Origin of the sequence: Staphylococcus sp. 11511212, assembly GCF_011394755.1 — a bacterium.
Lineage (GTDB): Bacteria > Bacillota > Bacilli > Staphylococcales > Staphylococcaceae > Staphylococcus > Staphylococcus chromogenes.
The window spans coordinates 1-17,315 of sequence record NZ_JAANBQ010000001.1; the positions used below are offsets into that span (position 1 = coordinate 1).

Here is a 17,315-nt window from a genome sequence, read left to right on the forward strand (position 1 = left end):
AAGACCGTTTCGATAATCACTTTGACTGTTTTCCCTTGGGCCGCTTCCACTACCGCAGCAATGTCGGCTTGAACGTCGTCGTAACGCCCGTCTTTCAAGGCGCCAATGTTAATGACCATATCGATTTCATCAGCCCCATTCTCAATGGCGTTTTTCGTTTCGAACGCTTTGACTTCTTTCGTCGATGCGCCGAGTGGGAAACCAATCACGGTACAAACAAGAACGTCTGAGTCCGCTAACTTGTCATGGGCATAAGCCACGTGTGTTGGGTTAATACAAATGGATTTAAAATGATAGGTTTTTGCTTCGTCGATAATGCGATCAATTTGGTCGCGTGTCGATTCAGGTTTTAATAATGTGTGATCAATATATTTTTCAAAATTCATTTTGAATGCTCCTTTTTCTTTCCTATTCGTTTCTCATTATACAATGCGAACAACCAAAAAACGATTAATTATACTCTAGGAATCCCACTACGCTTCCATAAATCTCCTCTTTATGTGCTTTAAATCTCTAATTATTTTTATTTTTCAGAAAAATCATTGAATTTAAATGAATGACGTGCTAGTATGGATACATCTTTCGAAAAACACTTTAACTTGGTAGAGAATAAAAGCGAGGCGATGACTATGGAAAATCCCACAATTTTACGTAAACAACAAGAACTTGAGTTTTTACAACAAGCACAGCAACAAGGTTTTGCCCTTATTGAGACAGATTTCATTGAAACACTCACATGGACACAGTTATCTCCCGATGACCTCAAACAAATGACTGAGCGTTCAATGTGGCAAAGCGACGATCATGTATACGCATTACGTAATGATTTTACGGATCAACTGATGCGCTATTACTCTATTTATCAACGCGAACATTCTATGCTTGCTTATAGTGGTCCCATCGCCCGACATCAAAATGTAGCACTCCAACTCGGCTTAGAATGTTATGACCCCACGATTCAAACGGTGCAACATGCCTACCAATTTTTCAAATCCTATATCGAAACGACCCTACAAGAGTCACTCGATTTTGCCGTCATCGGTCATTTCGAATTGATAGAACTGCTTTTAGGCACACAAGCAAAGGATCCAGCGCTGTTGGAGTTACTAGGCCAACGTAATATTTCAGCCTTAAAAGCACAATTAGGCGTCTCGCATCCACTTATTCAGCTGTTAAGTACGCCTACAGATGCGCAATTGGCACAACTACACACTTTATTTCCGCAAGATCATAAAATTTTACAGAGTTTATCACGCTGGGAAACGTTTCTCCATCAACAAGGAGTGGCGCATATCCATTTAGATATTACTCCACAACCCCCACGTTCTTATTATAAAGGGACGTTTATTAAAATATATTTGTCGAGTGGAAAAATCCTTTCAGGTGGCGACTATAAGGGCACACTTGAAGGATTCGGACTGGGATTAACATTAAATACAAAGGAGGCCACAGAATGATTACCGTTGCATTAGCCAAAGGACGTTTACTTAAAAGTTTCATTGAATATCTCGAAAATCATGACAATGCGGCACTTGCCTCCCAACTTTCCAATCGTAGGCGTGCGCTCCAATTAACCACTGACCGCTATCTTTTCTTATTTGTCAAAGGCCCAGACGTACCTAAATATGTCGAACAAGGCAATGCCGATATTGGTATTACAGGGAGCGACATTTTAAATGAAGCCTCCTATGATGTGAATCAACTGTTGGCCCTCCCTTTTGGCCACTGTCATTTAGCCGTTGCAGCGTTTGAAGAGACAACCACTTACCAAAAGATTGCTACGTCTTATCCTAAAGCGGCGTCGGACTATTTTAAACAAACGGGACGTGATGTGGCAATGATTGAACTTTCTGGCTCCATCGAATTGGCTTGTGTCATCGGCATGGTCGATGGCATTGTCGATATTGTCCAAACTGGGCATACATTAAAATCGAATGGCCTTGTTGAAAAAGAACATATTTCAGATGTTCAAGCACAACTCATCACCAATCGCCAAAGTTTTTTTACGGCTTCACAAGAAATCGATACATTTATTCAAATGTTGGGGGTGTCACTCATTGATACGTAATGGACAATCATTTTTACAACAACTGAAAACGACAACTTCATTTAATGCCCACATCCATGACGCTGTGGCGACGATATGTGAACGTGTGAAATGTGAGGGGGATGTTGCGCTACAAGATTATACCGCGCAATTTGATGGCATCGTCCCGACGCATTGGCACGTGCCAAACACTGATCTCCAACACGCTTACGAGACATTAGATGCAGATTTGCGCAAAGCACTAGAACTCAGTCACGAACGCATCACACGTTATCAAACAAGTATTCGTTATCAGGATGGCGATGCAACGTCTGAAATTTACGAAGTTTATCGTCCATTAAATCGTGTCGGTATTTATGTACCTGGCGGTAAAGCGAGCTATCCTTCTACCGTCTTAATGACTGCAACGCTTGCGAAAGTGGCGGGGGTCAATGACATTATTGTCGTGACGCCTCCTCAAAAAGAAGGCATTGCCAAAAGTGTGCTAGCCGCCTGTTATATCGCTGGCGTGACCCAAGTGTTTCAAGTTGGGGGTGCCCAAAGCATTGCTGCTCTCGCTTACGGGACTGAAACGATTCCAAAAGTCGATAAAATTGTCGGTCCCGGCAATCAATATGTCGCTTATGCTAAAAAATATGTCTACGGTGACGTGGGCATTGATCAAATTGCCGGTCCGAGCGAAATCGCCCTTATCATCGATGAAACATGTCGTTTAGAGGACGTCACTTATGATGTATTGGCCCAAGCTGAACATGATGAAATGGCACGCACATTTGTCATTTCAGAAGATGAGGAACTTTTAAAGCGGCTCGCGCAGAACATTCAATCCATCGCTTCGCAAACTGAGCGCAGTGCCATCATTCAAGAAAGTTTGGCGCATCACCATTATTTAATTCATACTGCTAACTTTGAAGAAAGTTGCGCCGTGATGAACGCGATTGCACCGGAACATGCGTCTATCCAAACAGCTTCACCTGAACATTATGTCCCTTATATCTCTTATGTAGGCAGTCTGTTTCTCGGACGTTATGCGCCTGAAGCGATTGGAGATTACATCGCTGGCCCAAGCCACGTGCTTCCTACAAATGGCACCGCGCGCTTTCAACATGGTTTAAGCGTTAACGACTTTTTAACGAAACATACCGTCATTCAACTGTTTGAAAAGACGTATCAACAAACCGCAAAAGCGGCGATGCGTATCGCTCAAGAAGAAGCGCTCTATAACCACCAACATTCGCTAACTATACGAAAACAGAGGTGACAGACATGATTCATATGGATAAAAATGAAAGCCCGCTTCAACCGTTATCACGCTCAACGTTACATGAACTATTAGACCAATGTGCCTATCATCTATACCCTGATGAAGCGTACGAACGGTTTAAACAAGCGTATGCGCACTATTATGGTGATTTATCAGAACATCAAATCTGTATTGGGAATGGGTCGGATGACCTTATTCAAAAGTTAATGTTGACGATGCCTAAAGGGCCATGTCTGACTTTGCATCCTGACTTTTTCATGTATCAAGACTATGCCCGTCAAGTTCAACGGCCCATCGCTTATGTGGATGCGCGTGAGGATTTAACTTTTGTCATCGAAGACATTATTGATCGCATTCATGAAGTACGCCCGAGTTTCTTTATTTTTAGTAATCCACACAATCCAACAGGCCATCGTTTTAATGAAAAAGAGGTGGCACAAATTCTTGAGGCGGTGACCGAATATGGAGGCTATTTGGTGGTCGATGAAGCGTATGTCGAATTTTCCAACCCCCTTCAAATGAAAGCAAACGATTATTTGCTTCGTATGCGCACATTGTCTAAAGCGTTTGCGATTGCAGGTTTGCGTTTAGGGGTACTCATTGGCACACCGTCAACTATCGAGATTGTCAAACAGCTCGAACATCCGTATCCGATGAGTGGCTTCACGTTAGCAGTCGGACGTCACCTCTTTGCGCATCCTACAGAAACAAGTGCGTTCATCCAACAGCAACGCACCTTGAGTGAAGGTCTTAAAAATATTTTATACACGTATGCGACCCCTTGGATGACGGTCTATCCGAGCGAGACGAATTTTGTGCTGACACGTGGCAGAGCGGCTTTAGATTTAGGAAACTATGTAAAAGCTCGTGGCTTCCTACCGCGATTTTATAATAGCGAGACCGAACAACCGATGGGAGATTGTGTCCGTTATTCTATTATTACCGAGGAGGATTTGACGACCTTTGAATCTCTCGTGAAAGAATGGAGTGAACACTATGACGTATCAAATTGAACGTGAAACGAAAGAAACAAAAATCGCCATCGAAATCGACACTCCTGGTGAGACGCACATCGCCACGGGTGTAGGATTTTTAGACCATATGTTAACACTCTTTAGCTTTCATAGCGGCATAAAGCTTCATATCGATGTCGATGGGGATACGTGGGTAGATGATCACCACACGACAGAAGATATTGGCATTGTGTTAGGCCAACTCATTTTACAAAAAACGAAAGCCGAACCCTATTTTGAACGTTACGGTACAGCATATATTCCAATGGACGAATCTTTAGCACGCGCGGTCGTCGATATTAGCGGTCGTCCCTATCTCTCGTTCCATGCGACATTAAGCAAAGAAAAAGTTGGCACCTTTGATACTGAACTCGTCGAAGAATTTTTTAGAGCGCTCGTCATCAATGCCCGTTTAACTGTACATCTCGACCTTTTACATCAAGGCAATACGCATCACGAAATCGAAGCACTCTTTAAAGCATTCGCACGTGCGTTAAAAGAAGCGTTAACTCCTTCTGCTGAGTCCCGTATCCCCTCTTCAAAGGGCGTGATTGAATGATTGCTATTGTCGATTACGGTCTTGGCAACGTGTTGAACGTGAAACGTGCCGTCGAACATTTAGGGTATGACGTCGTATTAACACGAGACGTCACTACCCTTGAACAAGCGGAGACCCTTATTTTACCGGGCGTGGGTCATTTTAAAGATGCGATGAAGACGATGGAGCGGTTACAACTCGACTCCTTTTTAAAAACGACCCCTCAATCCATCATTGGGATATGTCTTGGTATGCAATTACTGTATGACTGGAGTGCAGAAGGTGACGTTCGTGGGCTTGGACGCATTCCTGGAAAAATCGAAGCCATCCAAACGCCCTACACGGTGCCTCACCTGGGATGGAATAACTTGTATAGTGATGATTCAACGTTAAAAGACGATGTCTACTTTATTCATAGTTATCAGGCGCCAATGACCGATGTTGTGGTTGCCTATGCGGATTACGGCACAGCGATTCCAGCTATTATTCAACAAGGGACAACAATGGGTATTCAGTTTCACCCTGAAAAAAGTGGAGACGCAGGATTAGCTATTTTAAAACAAGCGCTCAAAGGAGGTTGGATACATGATTAAACTTTGGCCCGCTATCGACCTTATCGATGGTGAAAGTGTCAGATTAACGGAAGGACACTACGAGACGTCAGAAAAAATGCAACGCACCGCTGAGGAGAGCCTCGACTTTTACTCGCAATTTGCTTGTGTCGATCGCATTCATATCGTCGACCTCATCGGAGCGAAAAACCAATACGCCACTGAAGCGACGTACATTCAAACGCTTGTGCAACGTACCGACAAACCTGTCGAAGTCGGCGGTGGCATTCGCACAGAAGCAACTTTGCGTGCCTACTTTGCAGCGGGTGTCGATTACTGCATTGTCGGGACACAAGCGATAAAAAATATCGGTTGGCTCCAAGAAATGAGCACCTTATTTCCCGGGAAACTTTATGTCTCCGTTGATGCATTTGAACGTCAAATTAAAGTGAACGGTTGGCTTGAATCCACGGAACTTGATTTAATAGCATTCTCCAAAAAAATTGCGACCTTTCCTATAGGGGGGCTCATTTATACCGACATTTCTAAAGATGGCAAGTTGGCAGGCCCTAACTTTGAGGTGACAAAATTGTTGGTCGATGCCATTGACGTCCCTATCATTGCTTCTGGAGGGATTCGCCATCATCAAGATCTTCAACAACTCGAACAACTCGGCGTTCATGCGGCGATTGTCGGTAAAGCTGCACACCAACCGGCATTTTGGGAGGGGCTCTCATGATTAAAAAACGGATTATCCCTTGCCTCGATGTTAAAGAAGGTCGCGTCGTTAAGGGGGTTCAATTTAAAGGGTTACGTGATATTGGTGACCCGGTCGACCTCGCACTCTATTACAATGCCGCTGGGGCTGATGAACTGGTCTTTTTAGATATTTCCAAAACTGAAGAAGGCCATGATTTAACACTTGAGGTCATTCGTCAAACGGCAGAACAATTATTTATTCCGTTAACAGTAGGCGGTGGTATTTCTACATTAGAAGATATCTCTCAGCTCTTAAACCACGGGGCAGATAAAGTATCCCTCAACTCCGCTGCCCTAAAAAACCCTGACCTCATTCGTCAAGCGAGTGACAAATTTGGTAAACAGTGTATTTGTATCGCAATTGATAGTCAATATGACCCGCAACTCGATGATTTCGTTTGTTGTACACATGGCGGTAAACAACGTACCGACAAACGTGTTTACGATTGGGTCCAAGAAGTAGAAGCCCTCGGTGCCGGTGAACTCCTCGTCACTAGCATGGCTTTCGATGGTATGAAACAAGGCTTTGATTTGAATCATTTAAACGAGATTGCACGTCGCGTCAATATTCCTATCATTGCCTCTGGGGGCGGGGGTCATGCGACGCACTTTACAGACCTTTTTACAAAGACCCCAGTATCAGCTGGGCTCGCAGCTAGTATTTTACATGATAAAGAAACGACGATTCGTGACATTAAAACCGAACTTCAAAAAGGAGGGATCCCTGTCCGATGACACTTCATCCTGATTTTTCAAAAGGCTTATTGCCTGTCATATTACAAGATGCCGATACTCAACAGGTGCTCATGTTAGGTTATATGAATGAAGCCGCTTTTCAAAAAACAAATGAGACCGGCGTTGCGTGGTTCTATTCACGGTCTAAACAACGTTTATGGCAAAAAGGGGAGTCTTCCGGTCATGTCCAACGCGTCGTTGATATGCATCTAGATTGTGATCAAGACACCTTGCTTTTATGGGTACATCCTGAAGGCCCAACCTGCCATAAAGGAACACAAAGTTGTTTTGACACCCCTGTGCCGTTTCATCTGAAACAGTTAGAACATTCCATTGCGACGCGACTCAAGGAACAGGACTCCGGTTCTTATACCCACTACCTCATGACCGAAGGCAAGGAAAAAATCACCAAGAAATTCGGTGAAGAAGCCTTTGAAGTCGTTATCGCTGCGATGAAAGATAACCGTACAGAACTCATAGAAGAAAGCGCCGACCTATTGTATCACTTGACCGTCTTATGGCAAGAACAAGGGATTTCTATTGACGATGTCGAAGCGCAACTGGCTGCACGCCATCAAACGAAAAACAACTTTAAAGGTGAACGTGCCGATATTGAAAAATGGTGAGGTCACTTCATTTTAGATAAGACCTATTTCACCTCAAAACATCAAAAACGCTTCAAACTCTTTTAACCTAGAGTTTGAAGCGTTTTTGTTATCTCTATTTACAATGATATTGTTTAAAAAACGTCTCCTAATGTGGCGGCGATGATAGCTTTGATGGAGTGCAAACGATTTTCTGCTTGTTCAAATACGACCGATTGTGCACTTTGAAAAACGTCATCCGTGATTTCCATCGCTTCGAGGCCGTAAAGCGCTTGTATTTTTTGTGCTGTGAATGTTTCGACGTCATGAAATGCCGGTAAGCAATGCATCACGATCGCATTGGGATTTTGGGTCAGGTTTAACAACTCACCATTCACTTGATAAGGCAGTAACGCTTCAATACGCTGTTCCCATTCGGCGTCGTCGGTCCCCATCGATAACCACACATCTGTGTAAATGGCGTCGGTATGTTTTACCGCATCTTCAATATTTTCTGTAATCCATAGGTTTGCGCCACTGTGCTTAGCGAGCTGTTGTGCAAGTTCCTGTACGGAGGCGTCAGGTTGTGCCGATAATGGTGCAGCAATATGGATATGTACGCCTAAAATTGCACCTGTCACTAACAAGTCATGCGCGACATTGTTTGAGGCATCGCCTACATAAGTGAGGGTTTTATTTTTTAACTTCCCAAAATGTTCCTTAAGCGTCATAAAATCAGCAATCATTTGCGTCGGATGCCATTCATTGGTTAAGCCGTTCCATACGGGTACCCCTGAAGCGACACTTAATGTTTCGACGTGGGCTTGTTTGAACCCTCTAAATTCAATGCCATCATACATGCGTCCAAACACTTTAGCGGTATCGGCAATAGATTCTTTCACACCTAAATGAAAATCTCCTTCACCATAAACATCGACATTGGCGCCTAAATCTTTTGCCGCCACACTAAAAGCGGCTCTTGTACGTGTGGAAGGTTTTTCGAAAAGCAACGCAATGTTTTTCCCTTTCAAATAAGGATGCGGCAACTGATGTTGTTTCTTCTCTTTCAGTTCCATCGCAAAATCAATGAGTGTCTCGAGTTCATCTTTTGTAAAGTCGCTTGTTTTTAGAAAGCTCTTTCCTTTGAAGTCAGTAATTTGTTTTAAAGTAGTTGTGTACGTCCCATCTTCATCACGTCCCCTTATGAGAAATTATACAGTTTTTATAATATTTATACTGTATGTTGAATAATTATACCTAAACTATTAAAGAAGTCAATACTTTATGACATAAAAAAAGCGAAGCATCACCTGCTTTCGCCTTAATTTCTTGCTAAAAGTCCTATTATTATACATTCAAATATGCATTTCAGTCTTTAAAGTAACGCTACAAACCCTCATTCTTACCGCAATTAGCATAAGTGTTGATCACGTGACTCATAATACGCTATCCAATCGTCCACCGTAATGCGCGTACATAATTCACCAATTAATGCATACGGGATATGTTTTGTATTCGTAAACCGGACGCAACTTTTTCCCATATTGAGCTTCGTCGGCACTTTTTGCGCATACCGCGCTTGAAACCATTTTAGCAATGTATCGTCTCCATAAAGCCCTATATGATACAGCGCAATATAATTCTTTTGTGCGGCAATAGAAATAAACGGGAGCGCTTCAGCTTTTTTCAAATACCCTTTAGGATAACGTGATAACGGCACGACAAATGTCGGCATTCCATATTGCATACATGCTTCAAACCCTTTCGGCAAGTGCGTCTCAATCGTTTGATACAATTTTAAAAATGCCGCACGTCGTCCTTCATCGATTTGTTGAATATAGTGTTCAATCTCTTGTTGCATGGTTTCACCTACGTTCTCAGTTCATTATATTTGTGGAATATTTTCTATCGCTTTGATGTGTTGACCTTCAATCGTGACATTAATCGTATGTTCATTATTCGCATAATCATCGTAATACCAATGATTGCCATTTTGAATCGTTGGTGCCCCATGCACACGTAAAAATGCTTCTTTGGACACATGATGTGGGATAATAAATAAATCCGAAATCGCATCATCCTCGTAATGAATCCCCACATTACCGTAAACGGTCACATCTTCTCCGCTTACTTCAGTGTGTGTCGTTGGACGACCGAGCATTTTTTCAGCGCTTTGACGAGACATGCCGACATGAAGCCCATCATAAGCCCCTGTTTGTGAACGTTTCATAAAACCTTGACTAAAGTTTTGAGATAATACATCAATTTTTGTATTCACTTGATGAATTTGTGTCTTATTTTCATCCGCATGTGTTGGAGATATGAACATCCATCGTGCCATCATAACTAAAAGAATAGCACTCGCTGCAATACTAATGCCTATGCCCATCCAAAAAGCGATTCGTTTGAATACATTCCTATGTGCGCTTTGTGGCTGTTTTTGACGGCGAGACATCTTTTGTTGGGCACCGCAAAAACGACAATAGGCATCCGCATCGTCTAACGGTCTATGACAATGCATACATTGCACCACTGTCCCCCTCCTCTCTATGTATCGGGTTCTCCGTTACTATTCAGTTAAAATCGTCTTCAAGATTACTGTAACCCTTCAACATGATTTTAGCGTAAACTTGATGTAAAGTTTATAAATATTCCTAAAAGTAAATGGGATATTCAAAACAGAGTTATATGCTAAGAAATGAGCGCCTAATGCTTTTACGTCAATAATGGGCAATATCACGTTCTTCCACATTTCCTTTACTTCAATACTTCACTAAAACTTTGTGCAGATGTCTATACATATTTAGTCTTCTACATACCAAAAAGACTGAGACATTGATTGCCTCAGTCTTTTCCACTTATTTTATTCAATTGCGCCTGCTTTTGGATCTGATTTACCATGGACATAGTAATCCACATGTTCAGGTGCTAATGGTTTCACGCCTTTAATAATGTCAGCTGCTTTTTCCGCAAGCATTAAGACAGGTGCATGGATATTTCCGTTTGTTGTCGTTGGCATAACAGATGCATCGACGACACGTAAGTTTTCCATGCCGTGAACTTTCATTGTTAATGGGTCAACAACAGCCATTGGATCTGAGGCTGGTCCCATTTTAGCACTACATGACGGGTGTAACGCTGTTTCTGCATCACGACGCACCCAATCTAAAATTTCTTCATCTGTTTGTACAGAAGGTCCTGGAGAAATTTCGCCACCGTTATATTTATCCATTGACGGTTGGTTTAAGATATTACGTGCGACGCGAATTGCTTCCACCCACTCTTGTCTATCTTCTGGTGTCGACAAGTAGTTAAAGACAAATTCTGGTTTTTCATATGGGTTTGTCGATTTAATTTTTAAATAGCCACGAGAGTTTGAATACATCGGTCCAACGTGTACTTGGTAACCATGTGCCGTCGGTGCTTTTTGTCCATCATAACGTACCGCTAATGGTAAGAAATGGAACATCAAGTTTGGATATTCTACTTTGTCGTTAGAGCGTACGAAACCGCCCCCTTCAAAGTGGTTACTTGCGGCAGCACCTGTGCGGCGTGTTAACCATTCTAAGCCGATAAATGGCATTTTGAATTTATTTAAACTTGGTTGCATTGATACTGGCTCTTTACATTTATGTTGAACGTAAACTTCTAAATGGTCTTCAAAGTTTTCACCCACACCTGGCAAGTGAAGACGGGGCTCTACGCCTACAGAACGTAGATGTTCCTCATCACCAATACCTGATAATTGTAGTAATTGCGGCGTATTAATCGCGCCTCCTGAAAGAATGACTTCTTGCGCAAGTGCTTTATGAAGTTTTCCGTTACGTTTAAAAGTCACGCCTGTGACACGGTTGCCATCGAAATGAAGCTTTTCAACAAACGCACGTGTTTTTACAGTTAAGTTTGGACGCTTCATCGCAGGACGTAAGTAAGCGCGTGACGCTGACACACGGCGGCCGTTATGAATTTGACTGTCGAACGGTCCGAAACCTTCTTGACGGTAGCCGTTAACGTCTTTTGTTTTATGATAACCTGCATCAACAGCGGCATTAAAGAAAGATTCGAACAATGGATTATCCGCTGGGCCACGACGTAATTTAACTGGTCCATTTAAACCACGAATTGGATCATCTTTATCCGCACCAAATGCGGTTTCTAAACGTTTGAAATAAGGAAGACAATGCGCATAATCCCATGTGTCCATGCCTTCAGGTTTGCCCCATTTTTCGTAATCTAATGGGTTCCCACGTTGATAAATCATACCGTTGATGGAACTTGAACCTCCAAGCACTTTTCCGCGTGTATGGAAGACTTTACGGCCACCCATATGAGGTTCTTCAGCTGTTTCATATTTCCAATCGTACAAACGGTTCCCAGAAGGATACATTAACGCAGCTGGCATTTGGATGAGTAAGTCCCAAGGATAGTCACTGCGTCCTGCCTCTAATACGAGAACTTTTTTGTCTTTATCTTCACTTAAACGTGCCGCTAAAACGGAACCTGCACTTCCGCCTCCGATAATGATGTAATCATACATTTTGTCGTATGCTTTGCTCATAAACGTATGTCCTCCTCTGAATTAATCGTTATTTTTACCAAACCATTCGATAGGTTCAGGTTGTGTATTTAATAAAATGTGTTTCGTTTCTAAATATTCCTCTAAGCCTTCATGACCAAGCTCTCGTCCAATACCTGATTGCTTGTAGCCACCCCATGGGGCTTGTGCAAAGTATGGATGGAAATCGTTAATCCACACGGTACCCATGCGCATCTTTTTCGCCACACGGTTCGCTTTACCGATATCTTTTGTGAAGACGCCGCCCGCTAAACCATAAATAGAATCATTTGCGAGACGAATCGCTTCTTCTTCTGTGTCGAACCCTTCAATCGTTACGACCGGACCGAAGACTTCCTCTTGAACAATACGCATTGACGTATCACAATCTGTGATGACCGTCGGCTCAAAGAAGAACCCGTCTTGTAAATCTTCACGTTCAGGACGTTTACCACCAATCGCAATTGTTGCGCCTTCTTTTTTCGCTACTTCCATATAGCCTTCAACTTTCTCGCGATGTGCCGCAGAAATTAAGGGTCCAAGTTCTGTCGTTTCATCAAAACCGTTGCCCATTTTAATGTTTTTAATACGGTCGATTAATGCTTTTTCAAAATCATCTTTGATTGAATTATGCACGATGATACGTGAACCTGCAGAACACACCTGACCTGCATGGAATAACCCTCCATTGAGTGCTTGGTCTACTGCTAAATCAAAGTCCGCGTCATCGAAAATCACATTAGGATTTTTACCACCAAGCTCGAGTGCAATGTTTGTCACATGGTCTGCCGCTTGTTTCATAATGCGTTTCCCTGTTTGAATACCGCCTGTAAATGAGACGAGATCGATATCTTTATGTGTTGACATGATGTCCCCAATGTCAGAACCTGCACCTAAGACAAGATTCACAACTCCTTTAGGGAAACCGACTTCTTCCATTAATTCAAACACGCGAATGGTTGTTAATGGCGTGATTTCACTCGGTTTCATGACGATAGAACATCCTGTTGCGAGTGCTGGCGCAATTTTCCATGACGCTTGAAGTAATGGATAATTCCAAGGCGTGATTTGTGTCACGACGCCAACGGGTTCTTTCACAATCTTGCTGTCTGTATTTGGGATTGGAGAATTCACAATTTCTCCGCCCACTTTATCAGCTAACCCTGCAAAATATAAAAATACGTTATGAATATCGTCCATATCTGCACGAGATTCTTCTAACGTTTTCCCTGTATCTAACGTTTCAAGTTGCGCGAGTTCTTCGCGGTGTTCTTTGATTTTATCTGCAATAGCACGTACCTTTTGGCCTTTCACGTCACCTGTTTCGTCCGCATAAACCCCTTCATCGAATGCGCGACGTGCTGCTAAAATTGCACGTTCAACATCTTCCGTTGTCCCTTCAGCCACTTCGAGAATGACTTCTTGATTATAAGGATTAATAATTTCACGTGTAGCTTTATTACTGCTCTCAACCCACTCACCATCGATAAATTGACGGCGTGATAATTGTTTTACAATCTCCATCAAACGACCCTCCGTTAAGTTTGTTAAGTTTTTATTTAACGAATTTCACAAATTAAACTTTAACAAACTCCTCAACCCTTGTCAACGTTCCGACTCACCTCTGTTGCTTTCGTTAAAAAAATAATAAATGTTTCTAATTTATTGAACTTTATGGTTATAATGCTCATAAAACGTGATAAAATAAAATTTGCAAATTGGAGGTGTGCTGTCGTGAAACAACCTAAATCTTATGAATCACAATTAGAAACAGCCAAAGATATCGTCATCAATTCCATAGCCGAGACAATGGATTTGTACGGTATTAATCGCAGTGTCGGAAATTTATACGGCATTATGCTCTTTAAAGACAGCATGACGTTAGATGAAATGCGCCAAGAACTCCAAATGAGTAAACCAAGCATGAGCGCTGGCGTTAAAAAACTACAAGAGCTCGATGTCGTTAAACAACGTTTTACACGTGGAAGCCGTAAACAACACTTTGAAGCCGAAAAAGACTTTTTCGACTTCTTCAGTAACTTTTTTACAAAAAAATGGCAACGTGAATACACCGTGAACTTTGCGGCTGTGAAAGAAGCTGAAGCCATCATTAATTCCATTTTGGCAGCGGACGATGTTGATGAAGCGACCCGTGAAGAAGCTAAAGAAATCAAAGCACATTTGGCACATTCACGTGTATATTATCACTGGCTAGAAAATATCAGTCAGGCGATACAAACAGGAGAAATTTTTGAACATTACCCTATTCCAGATCCTGAGGAAACAGAAAAATAATAAACGGGCACTTCGCAATAGCCACTGTGCATTTTGATGTTTTTCAAATCATCACGTGGCAACCACCCGCTCTTCAGACTTTAGACAAACCTCACTTTTTTAAGCAGGTTTGTCTTTTTTTGGTTTAAGGGGTATGAAAATAGCCATCAAAACTGAACTAAAAGGCAGATTTTGATGGCTTTCTCATTTGAGACGGGTCCTTAACCCACCTCTTTTTTATTAAGTTATAAGTTATCGTCCTCGTCGTCTTCTTTCTTTTCTGAGACTTGAACGATGCGTAACGAACGACGTTCAATTTTCTTAAAGCGTTCCGCGCGTGACTGTAGCGCAATTCTGTCATTCGACAAAATCATTATGAAAGAGATCATAATAATGGAGAATATGACGATTAAAGGAACACCGGCGACAATCGAGGCCGTTTGTAGGATTTCCAGTGCTTTTTCTCCTCCCACAAGCATAAGTGAAAATGGAAGTAAGCAAAGCGCAAACGCCCAGAATAAACGGTTCCATTTGAACGGTTCGCCTTTTAATTTCATTTGCGTTGCAGCCGCAACAATATATGACGCTGAGTCAAATGTTGTTACTAAGAATAAAAAGGCAGAAATAATAAATAATACGACAACAACCGTCGAGAACGGCAATTGGCTAATGACTTCAATAATGGTTGCTTCAGTCCCATGCGCATTTAAAAATTTCACTACATCAAATTTTCCTGAGATTTGTAAATATGCCGCATAGTTTCCAAAAATACCGAAGAATAATACACAACCAAATGTACCATAGGCAATAGTGCCTAAAATGACTTCTTTTAATGTACGCCCTTTTGAAATACGCGCAATGAATAATCCAATAAATGGCGCATACACAATCCACCATGCCCAATAGAAAATCGTCCATGTTTGTGGGAAATTGGTTTCTTTACGACCACCAATCCCTCCGAATGGTTCGAGCCATGTGGCCATTTGGAAAAAGTTTTTCAACATATTTCCAAAACCAGTCACTGTGGACTCCATAATGAAAATCGTCGGACCTACAATAAAGACAAACGCCAGTAATACGAGAGACAACCAAACATTTAAGTCACTTAACAGTTGAATCCCTTTTTTCAAACCTTGGTAAGAACTGTAGGCAAAGACAGCCGTGATACACAAGAGCACGATACTTTTGACGACCATGCTGTTACCATCGATGCCAATTAGTTTTTCTAAACCGGCTGTAATCATCGGCACACCCAGTGCGAAAGACGTCGCCGTTCCGCCCATTAAACCAAAAATGAACAAAATGTCGACCAATTTACCTAAAAATTTGTCGGTTTGCCCTTTTAAAATGGGACGACACGCCTGACTGATTTTGTATATCGGTTGTTTTTTCACGAAGACGAGATAACCAATCGGTAAGGCAGGTAACACGTAAATCGACCATGCAATCGGCCCCCAATGGAACATGCCATACATCGTCGCATACCCTAATGCCTGTTCACTCATCGGTTTCGCATCAAATGGTGGACCTTGATAGTAGTACGCCCACTCGATAACACCCCAATACAAAATATCAGAACCAATCCCCGCACAAAAAAGCATAGACGCCCACGCAAAGTCACTAAACTCCGGCTTATCACTTGCGCGTCCAAGCGTGACTGATCCATATTTACCAAACGCAATATAAAGCACGAATCCGAAAATCGTTAAGCCCAAGACTAAATAAATTGCGCCTAGTTTCGACGTTACGAACTCATTCATCGCCATCACGACAGCACGACTTTGATCAGGAAACACCATCATAGGGATGACCGTCAACAATAACGCTAATGCTGTCCCGATAAAAACGACCCAATCTATCATTTTTCGATTTTGAAGCAATAGAAGCTCCCCCTTTATGTATTCAATGCATATGCTCATCTTGCTGAAAATCTTCTGATGTGATTCGTATTAATACATGCAATAGGTTATCTAATATTTCATTTTAATGCAAATTCCATACAGTAAAGTTGTGACAACTTAATGAATATATATAACTTTTTTGTTATGTGAATATTGTCAAAACGCTTTAATTAACTACATAAAGAACGTTAAGAATTTACTTAACAAATTAAATGAGGTATAATTATACTTAAATTACGAATATTTATTTATTTCAAAACGGACTGTTTTTCTTTTTATTTTGCGTACTTTTTATATCCTAATGCCCATCCAAAAAGGTTAAAATTTATGCTATATTGAACATAATCCTTTAAAAATAACAATTAAAAAACCAAATGCCCTCCCCTTGAACATTTGGCTTAATCTTAGTTTACTTTTCTATTTAGGAAAGAAGGTGATTTTCATGCGAAGAGACCAACTTTTCAGTGTACCTGTTTTAATTTTCTTGATTCTTAACTATCTATGTATGCTTGCGCTATTTTCATTTTTATCAAATTTAGGCATCGGTAAAGGATTCTTGTTATCTTTTCCTTTTTTTATCGCTGTCCTGAACTACATTTTCCTTTATATTCGGTATCATAAAGAAAAAGATATTTAACATACACTATTATCATTTTTCCAAAGGCAAAAAGAAAAGAAGGTGATTCTCATAAAGACATTTTTCAAAATAATGAGTGTTGTGGTTTGTATGTTCATTTTAAGTCGTGTTACTTTTTATATTTTACAGTTGCTTTCAGTAGATACTTGGATTGCACGAGGCATTACAATTGCTGTGATTGTTCTCTTTGCGATAGGCGTAAACATTGTCATCTATCGACACTACCATAAAACTTAATAGATGCTTTATGACCTCTCAAAGTTAAAAACCGACCTTCTTTTTAAAGGTCGGTGAAATGTTAAATTCTATTAATTCGTCCACGCAAGGATAAAAACGAAAAGGCCACAAAGCATCGCGAAAATCCCTAAAACTTTACGTTCTCTCAACGTCATAATGCCTAAAGATAAAAAAATAATAGATTGGAGTATTATCCTCACAAACTGGGTCAAATGGATAA

At 41.4% G+C, this 17,315-nt stretch carries 18 protein-coding genes; 11 read left to right on the forward strand and 7 right to left on the reverse strand.

All coding sequences use genetic code 11. From position 1 onward, the window contains the following. On the reverse strand, positions 1-386 hold a 386-nt coding region (gene deoC, locus G8Y84_RS00005), incomplete at its 3' end, for a deoxyribose-phosphate aldolase (protein ID WP_165806025.1). Positions 387-629: 243 nt separating this feature from the next. Between deoC and G8Y84_RS00010 the strand changes: the two genes are divergently transcribed. Genes G8Y84_RS00010 through hisIE form a run of 9 tightly spaced genes read left to right on the forward strand, consistent with a single transcriptional unit; the run spans position 630 to position 7,533 of the window. Continuing rightward, positions 630-1,457 (forward strand): ATP phosphoribosyltransferase regulatory subunit, encoded by an 828-nt coding sequence (locus tag G8Y84_RS00010; protein ID WP_136732106.1) that lies wholly within the window; start codon positions 630-632, stop codon positions 1,455-1,457. Further along, positions 1,454-2,068 (forward strand): ATP phosphoribosyltransferase, encoded by a 615-nt coding sequence (hisG, locus tag G8Y84_RS00015; protein ID WP_165806026.1) that lies wholly within the window; start codon positions 1,454-1,456, stop codon positions 2,066-2,068. The genes G8Y84_RS00010 and hisG overlap by 4 nt, the downstream gene beginning before the upstream one ends. After that, positions 2,058-3,308 carry a histidinol dehydrogenase gene (gene hisD / locus G8Y84_RS00020; RefSeq protein ID WP_105965685.1) on the forward strand — a complete coding sequence of 417 codons (1,251 nt, stop codon included), beginning with the start codon at positions 2,058-2,060 and terminating at the stop codon, positions 3,306-3,308. The genes hisG and hisD overlap by 11 nt, the downstream gene beginning before the upstream one ends. A gap of 5 nt (positions 3,309-3,313) precedes the next feature. Further along, positions 3,314-4,324, forward strand: a complete 1,011-nt coding sequence (locus G8Y84_RS00025) for a pyridoxal phosphate-dependent aminotransferase (RefSeq protein ID WP_037577146.1) — start codon at positions 3,314-3,316, stop codon at positions 4,322-4,324. Continuing rightward, complete coding sequence (gene hisB, locus G8Y84_RS00030; protein ID WP_037577145.1) at positions 4,308-4,883, forward strand: imidazoleglycerol-phosphate dehydratase HisB; 576 nt, start codon at positions 4,308-4,310, stop codon at positions 4,881-4,883. The genes G8Y84_RS00025 and hisB overlap by 17 nt, the downstream gene beginning before the upstream one ends. Then, on the forward strand, positions 4,880-5,455 hold the full coding sequence (gene hisH / locus G8Y84_RS00035; RefSeq protein WP_103159075.1) for an imidazole glycerol phosphate synthase subunit HisH: 576 nt from the start codon (positions 4,880-4,882) through the stop codon (positions 5,453-5,455). The genes hisB and hisH overlap by 4 nt, the downstream gene beginning before the upstream one ends. Next, positions 5,448-6,152 carry a 1-(5-phosphoribosyl)-5-((5-phosphoribosylamino)methylideneamino)imidazole-4-carboxamide isomerase gene (gene hisA / locus G8Y84_RS00040; RefSeq protein ID WP_037577139.1) on the forward strand — a complete coding sequence of 235 codons (705 nt, stop codon included), beginning with the start codon at positions 5,448-5,450 and terminating at the stop codon, positions 6,150-6,152. Before hisH ends, hisA begins: the two co-directional genes overlap by 8 nt. Then, positions 6,149-6,907, forward strand: a complete 759-nt coding sequence (gene hisF, locus G8Y84_RS11520; RefSeq protein ID WP_105997036.1) for an imidazole glycerol phosphate synthase subunit HisF — start codon at positions 6,149-6,151, stop codon at positions 6,905-6,907. The genes hisA and hisF overlap by 4 nt, the downstream gene beginning before the upstream one ends. After that, positions 6,904-7,533 (forward strand): bifunctional phosphoribosyl-AMP cyclohydrolase/phosphoribosyl-ATP diphosphatase HisIE, encoded by a 630-nt coding sequence (hisIE, locus tag G8Y84_RS11525; protein WP_105997037.1) that lies wholly within the window; start codon positions 6,904-6,906, stop codon positions 7,531-7,533. Before hisF ends, hisIE begins: the two co-directional genes overlap by 4 nt. Before the next feature lie 113 nt (positions 7,534-7,646). Here hisIE and argF read toward each other — a convergent pair whose 3' ends face one another. The 5 genes from argF to betB all read right to left on the reverse strand — a co-directional run bounded on the left by argF (position 7,647) and on the right by betB (position 13,570). Next, entirely contained in the window at positions 7,647-8,696 is a 1,050-nt protein-coding gene (gene argF / locus G8Y84_RS00055) for an ornithine carbamoyltransferase (protein ID WP_229717312.1), read from the reverse strand. A gap of 206 nt (positions 8,697-8,902) precedes the next feature. Then, on the reverse strand, positions 8,903-9,352 hold the full coding sequence (locus G8Y84_RS00060) for a DUF1801 domain-containing protein (protein WP_107363994.1): 450 nt from the start codon (positions 9,350-9,352) through the stop codon (positions 8,903-8,905). Positions 9,353-9,376: 24 nt separating this feature from the next. Then, positions 9,377-10,024: a zinc ribbon domain-containing protein gene (locus G8Y84_RS00065; RefSeq protein ID WP_037577127.1), complete on the reverse strand. Its 648-nt coding sequence runs from the start codon at positions 10,022-10,024 to the stop codon at positions 9,377-9,379. Positions 10,025-10,354: 330 nt separating this feature from the next. After that, on the reverse strand, positions 10,355-12,049 hold the full coding sequence (betA, locus tag G8Y84_RS00070; RefSeq protein ID WP_103159081.1) for a choline dehydrogenase: 1,695 nt from the start codon (positions 12,047-12,049) through the stop codon (positions 10,355-10,357). Between the two features lie 21 nt (positions 12,050-12,070). Beyond that, a complete protein-coding gene (gene betB, locus G8Y84_RS00075; RefSeq protein WP_037577122.1) occupies positions 12,071-13,570 on the reverse strand; it encodes a betaine-aldehyde dehydrogenase in 1,500 nt (499 codons plus the stop codon). A 210-nt stretch (positions 13,571-13,780) separates the two neighbouring features. On the opposite strand from betB, the gene cudC reads away from it, so the two are divergent. Then, a complete protein-coding gene (gene cudC / locus G8Y84_RS00080; RefSeq protein ID WP_037577119.1) occupies positions 13,781-14,341 on the forward strand; it encodes a choline uptake/conversion transcriptional regulator CudC in 561 nt (186 codons plus the stop codon). A 224-nt stretch (positions 14,342-14,565) separates the two neighbouring features. Here the strand turns inward: cudC and G8Y84_RS00085 are convergent, their stop codons facing one another. Further along, positions 14,566-16,182, reverse strand: a complete 1,617-nt coding sequence (locus G8Y84_RS00085) for a BCCT family transporter (RefSeq protein WP_037577153.1) — start codon at positions 16,180-16,182, stop codon at positions 14,566-14,568. 766 nt (positions 16,183-16,948) lie between these two features. On the opposite strand from G8Y84_RS00085, the gene G8Y84_RS00090 reads away from it, so the two are divergent. Then, the gene (locus tag G8Y84_RS00090; protein ID WP_157946134.1) at positions 16,949-17,095 is read left to right on the forward strand and encodes a hypothetical protein; all 147 of its coding nucleotides are present in this window, start codon (positions 16,949-16,951) and stop codon (positions 17,093-17,095) included. Positions 17,096-17,315 lie beyond the last annotated feature (220 nt).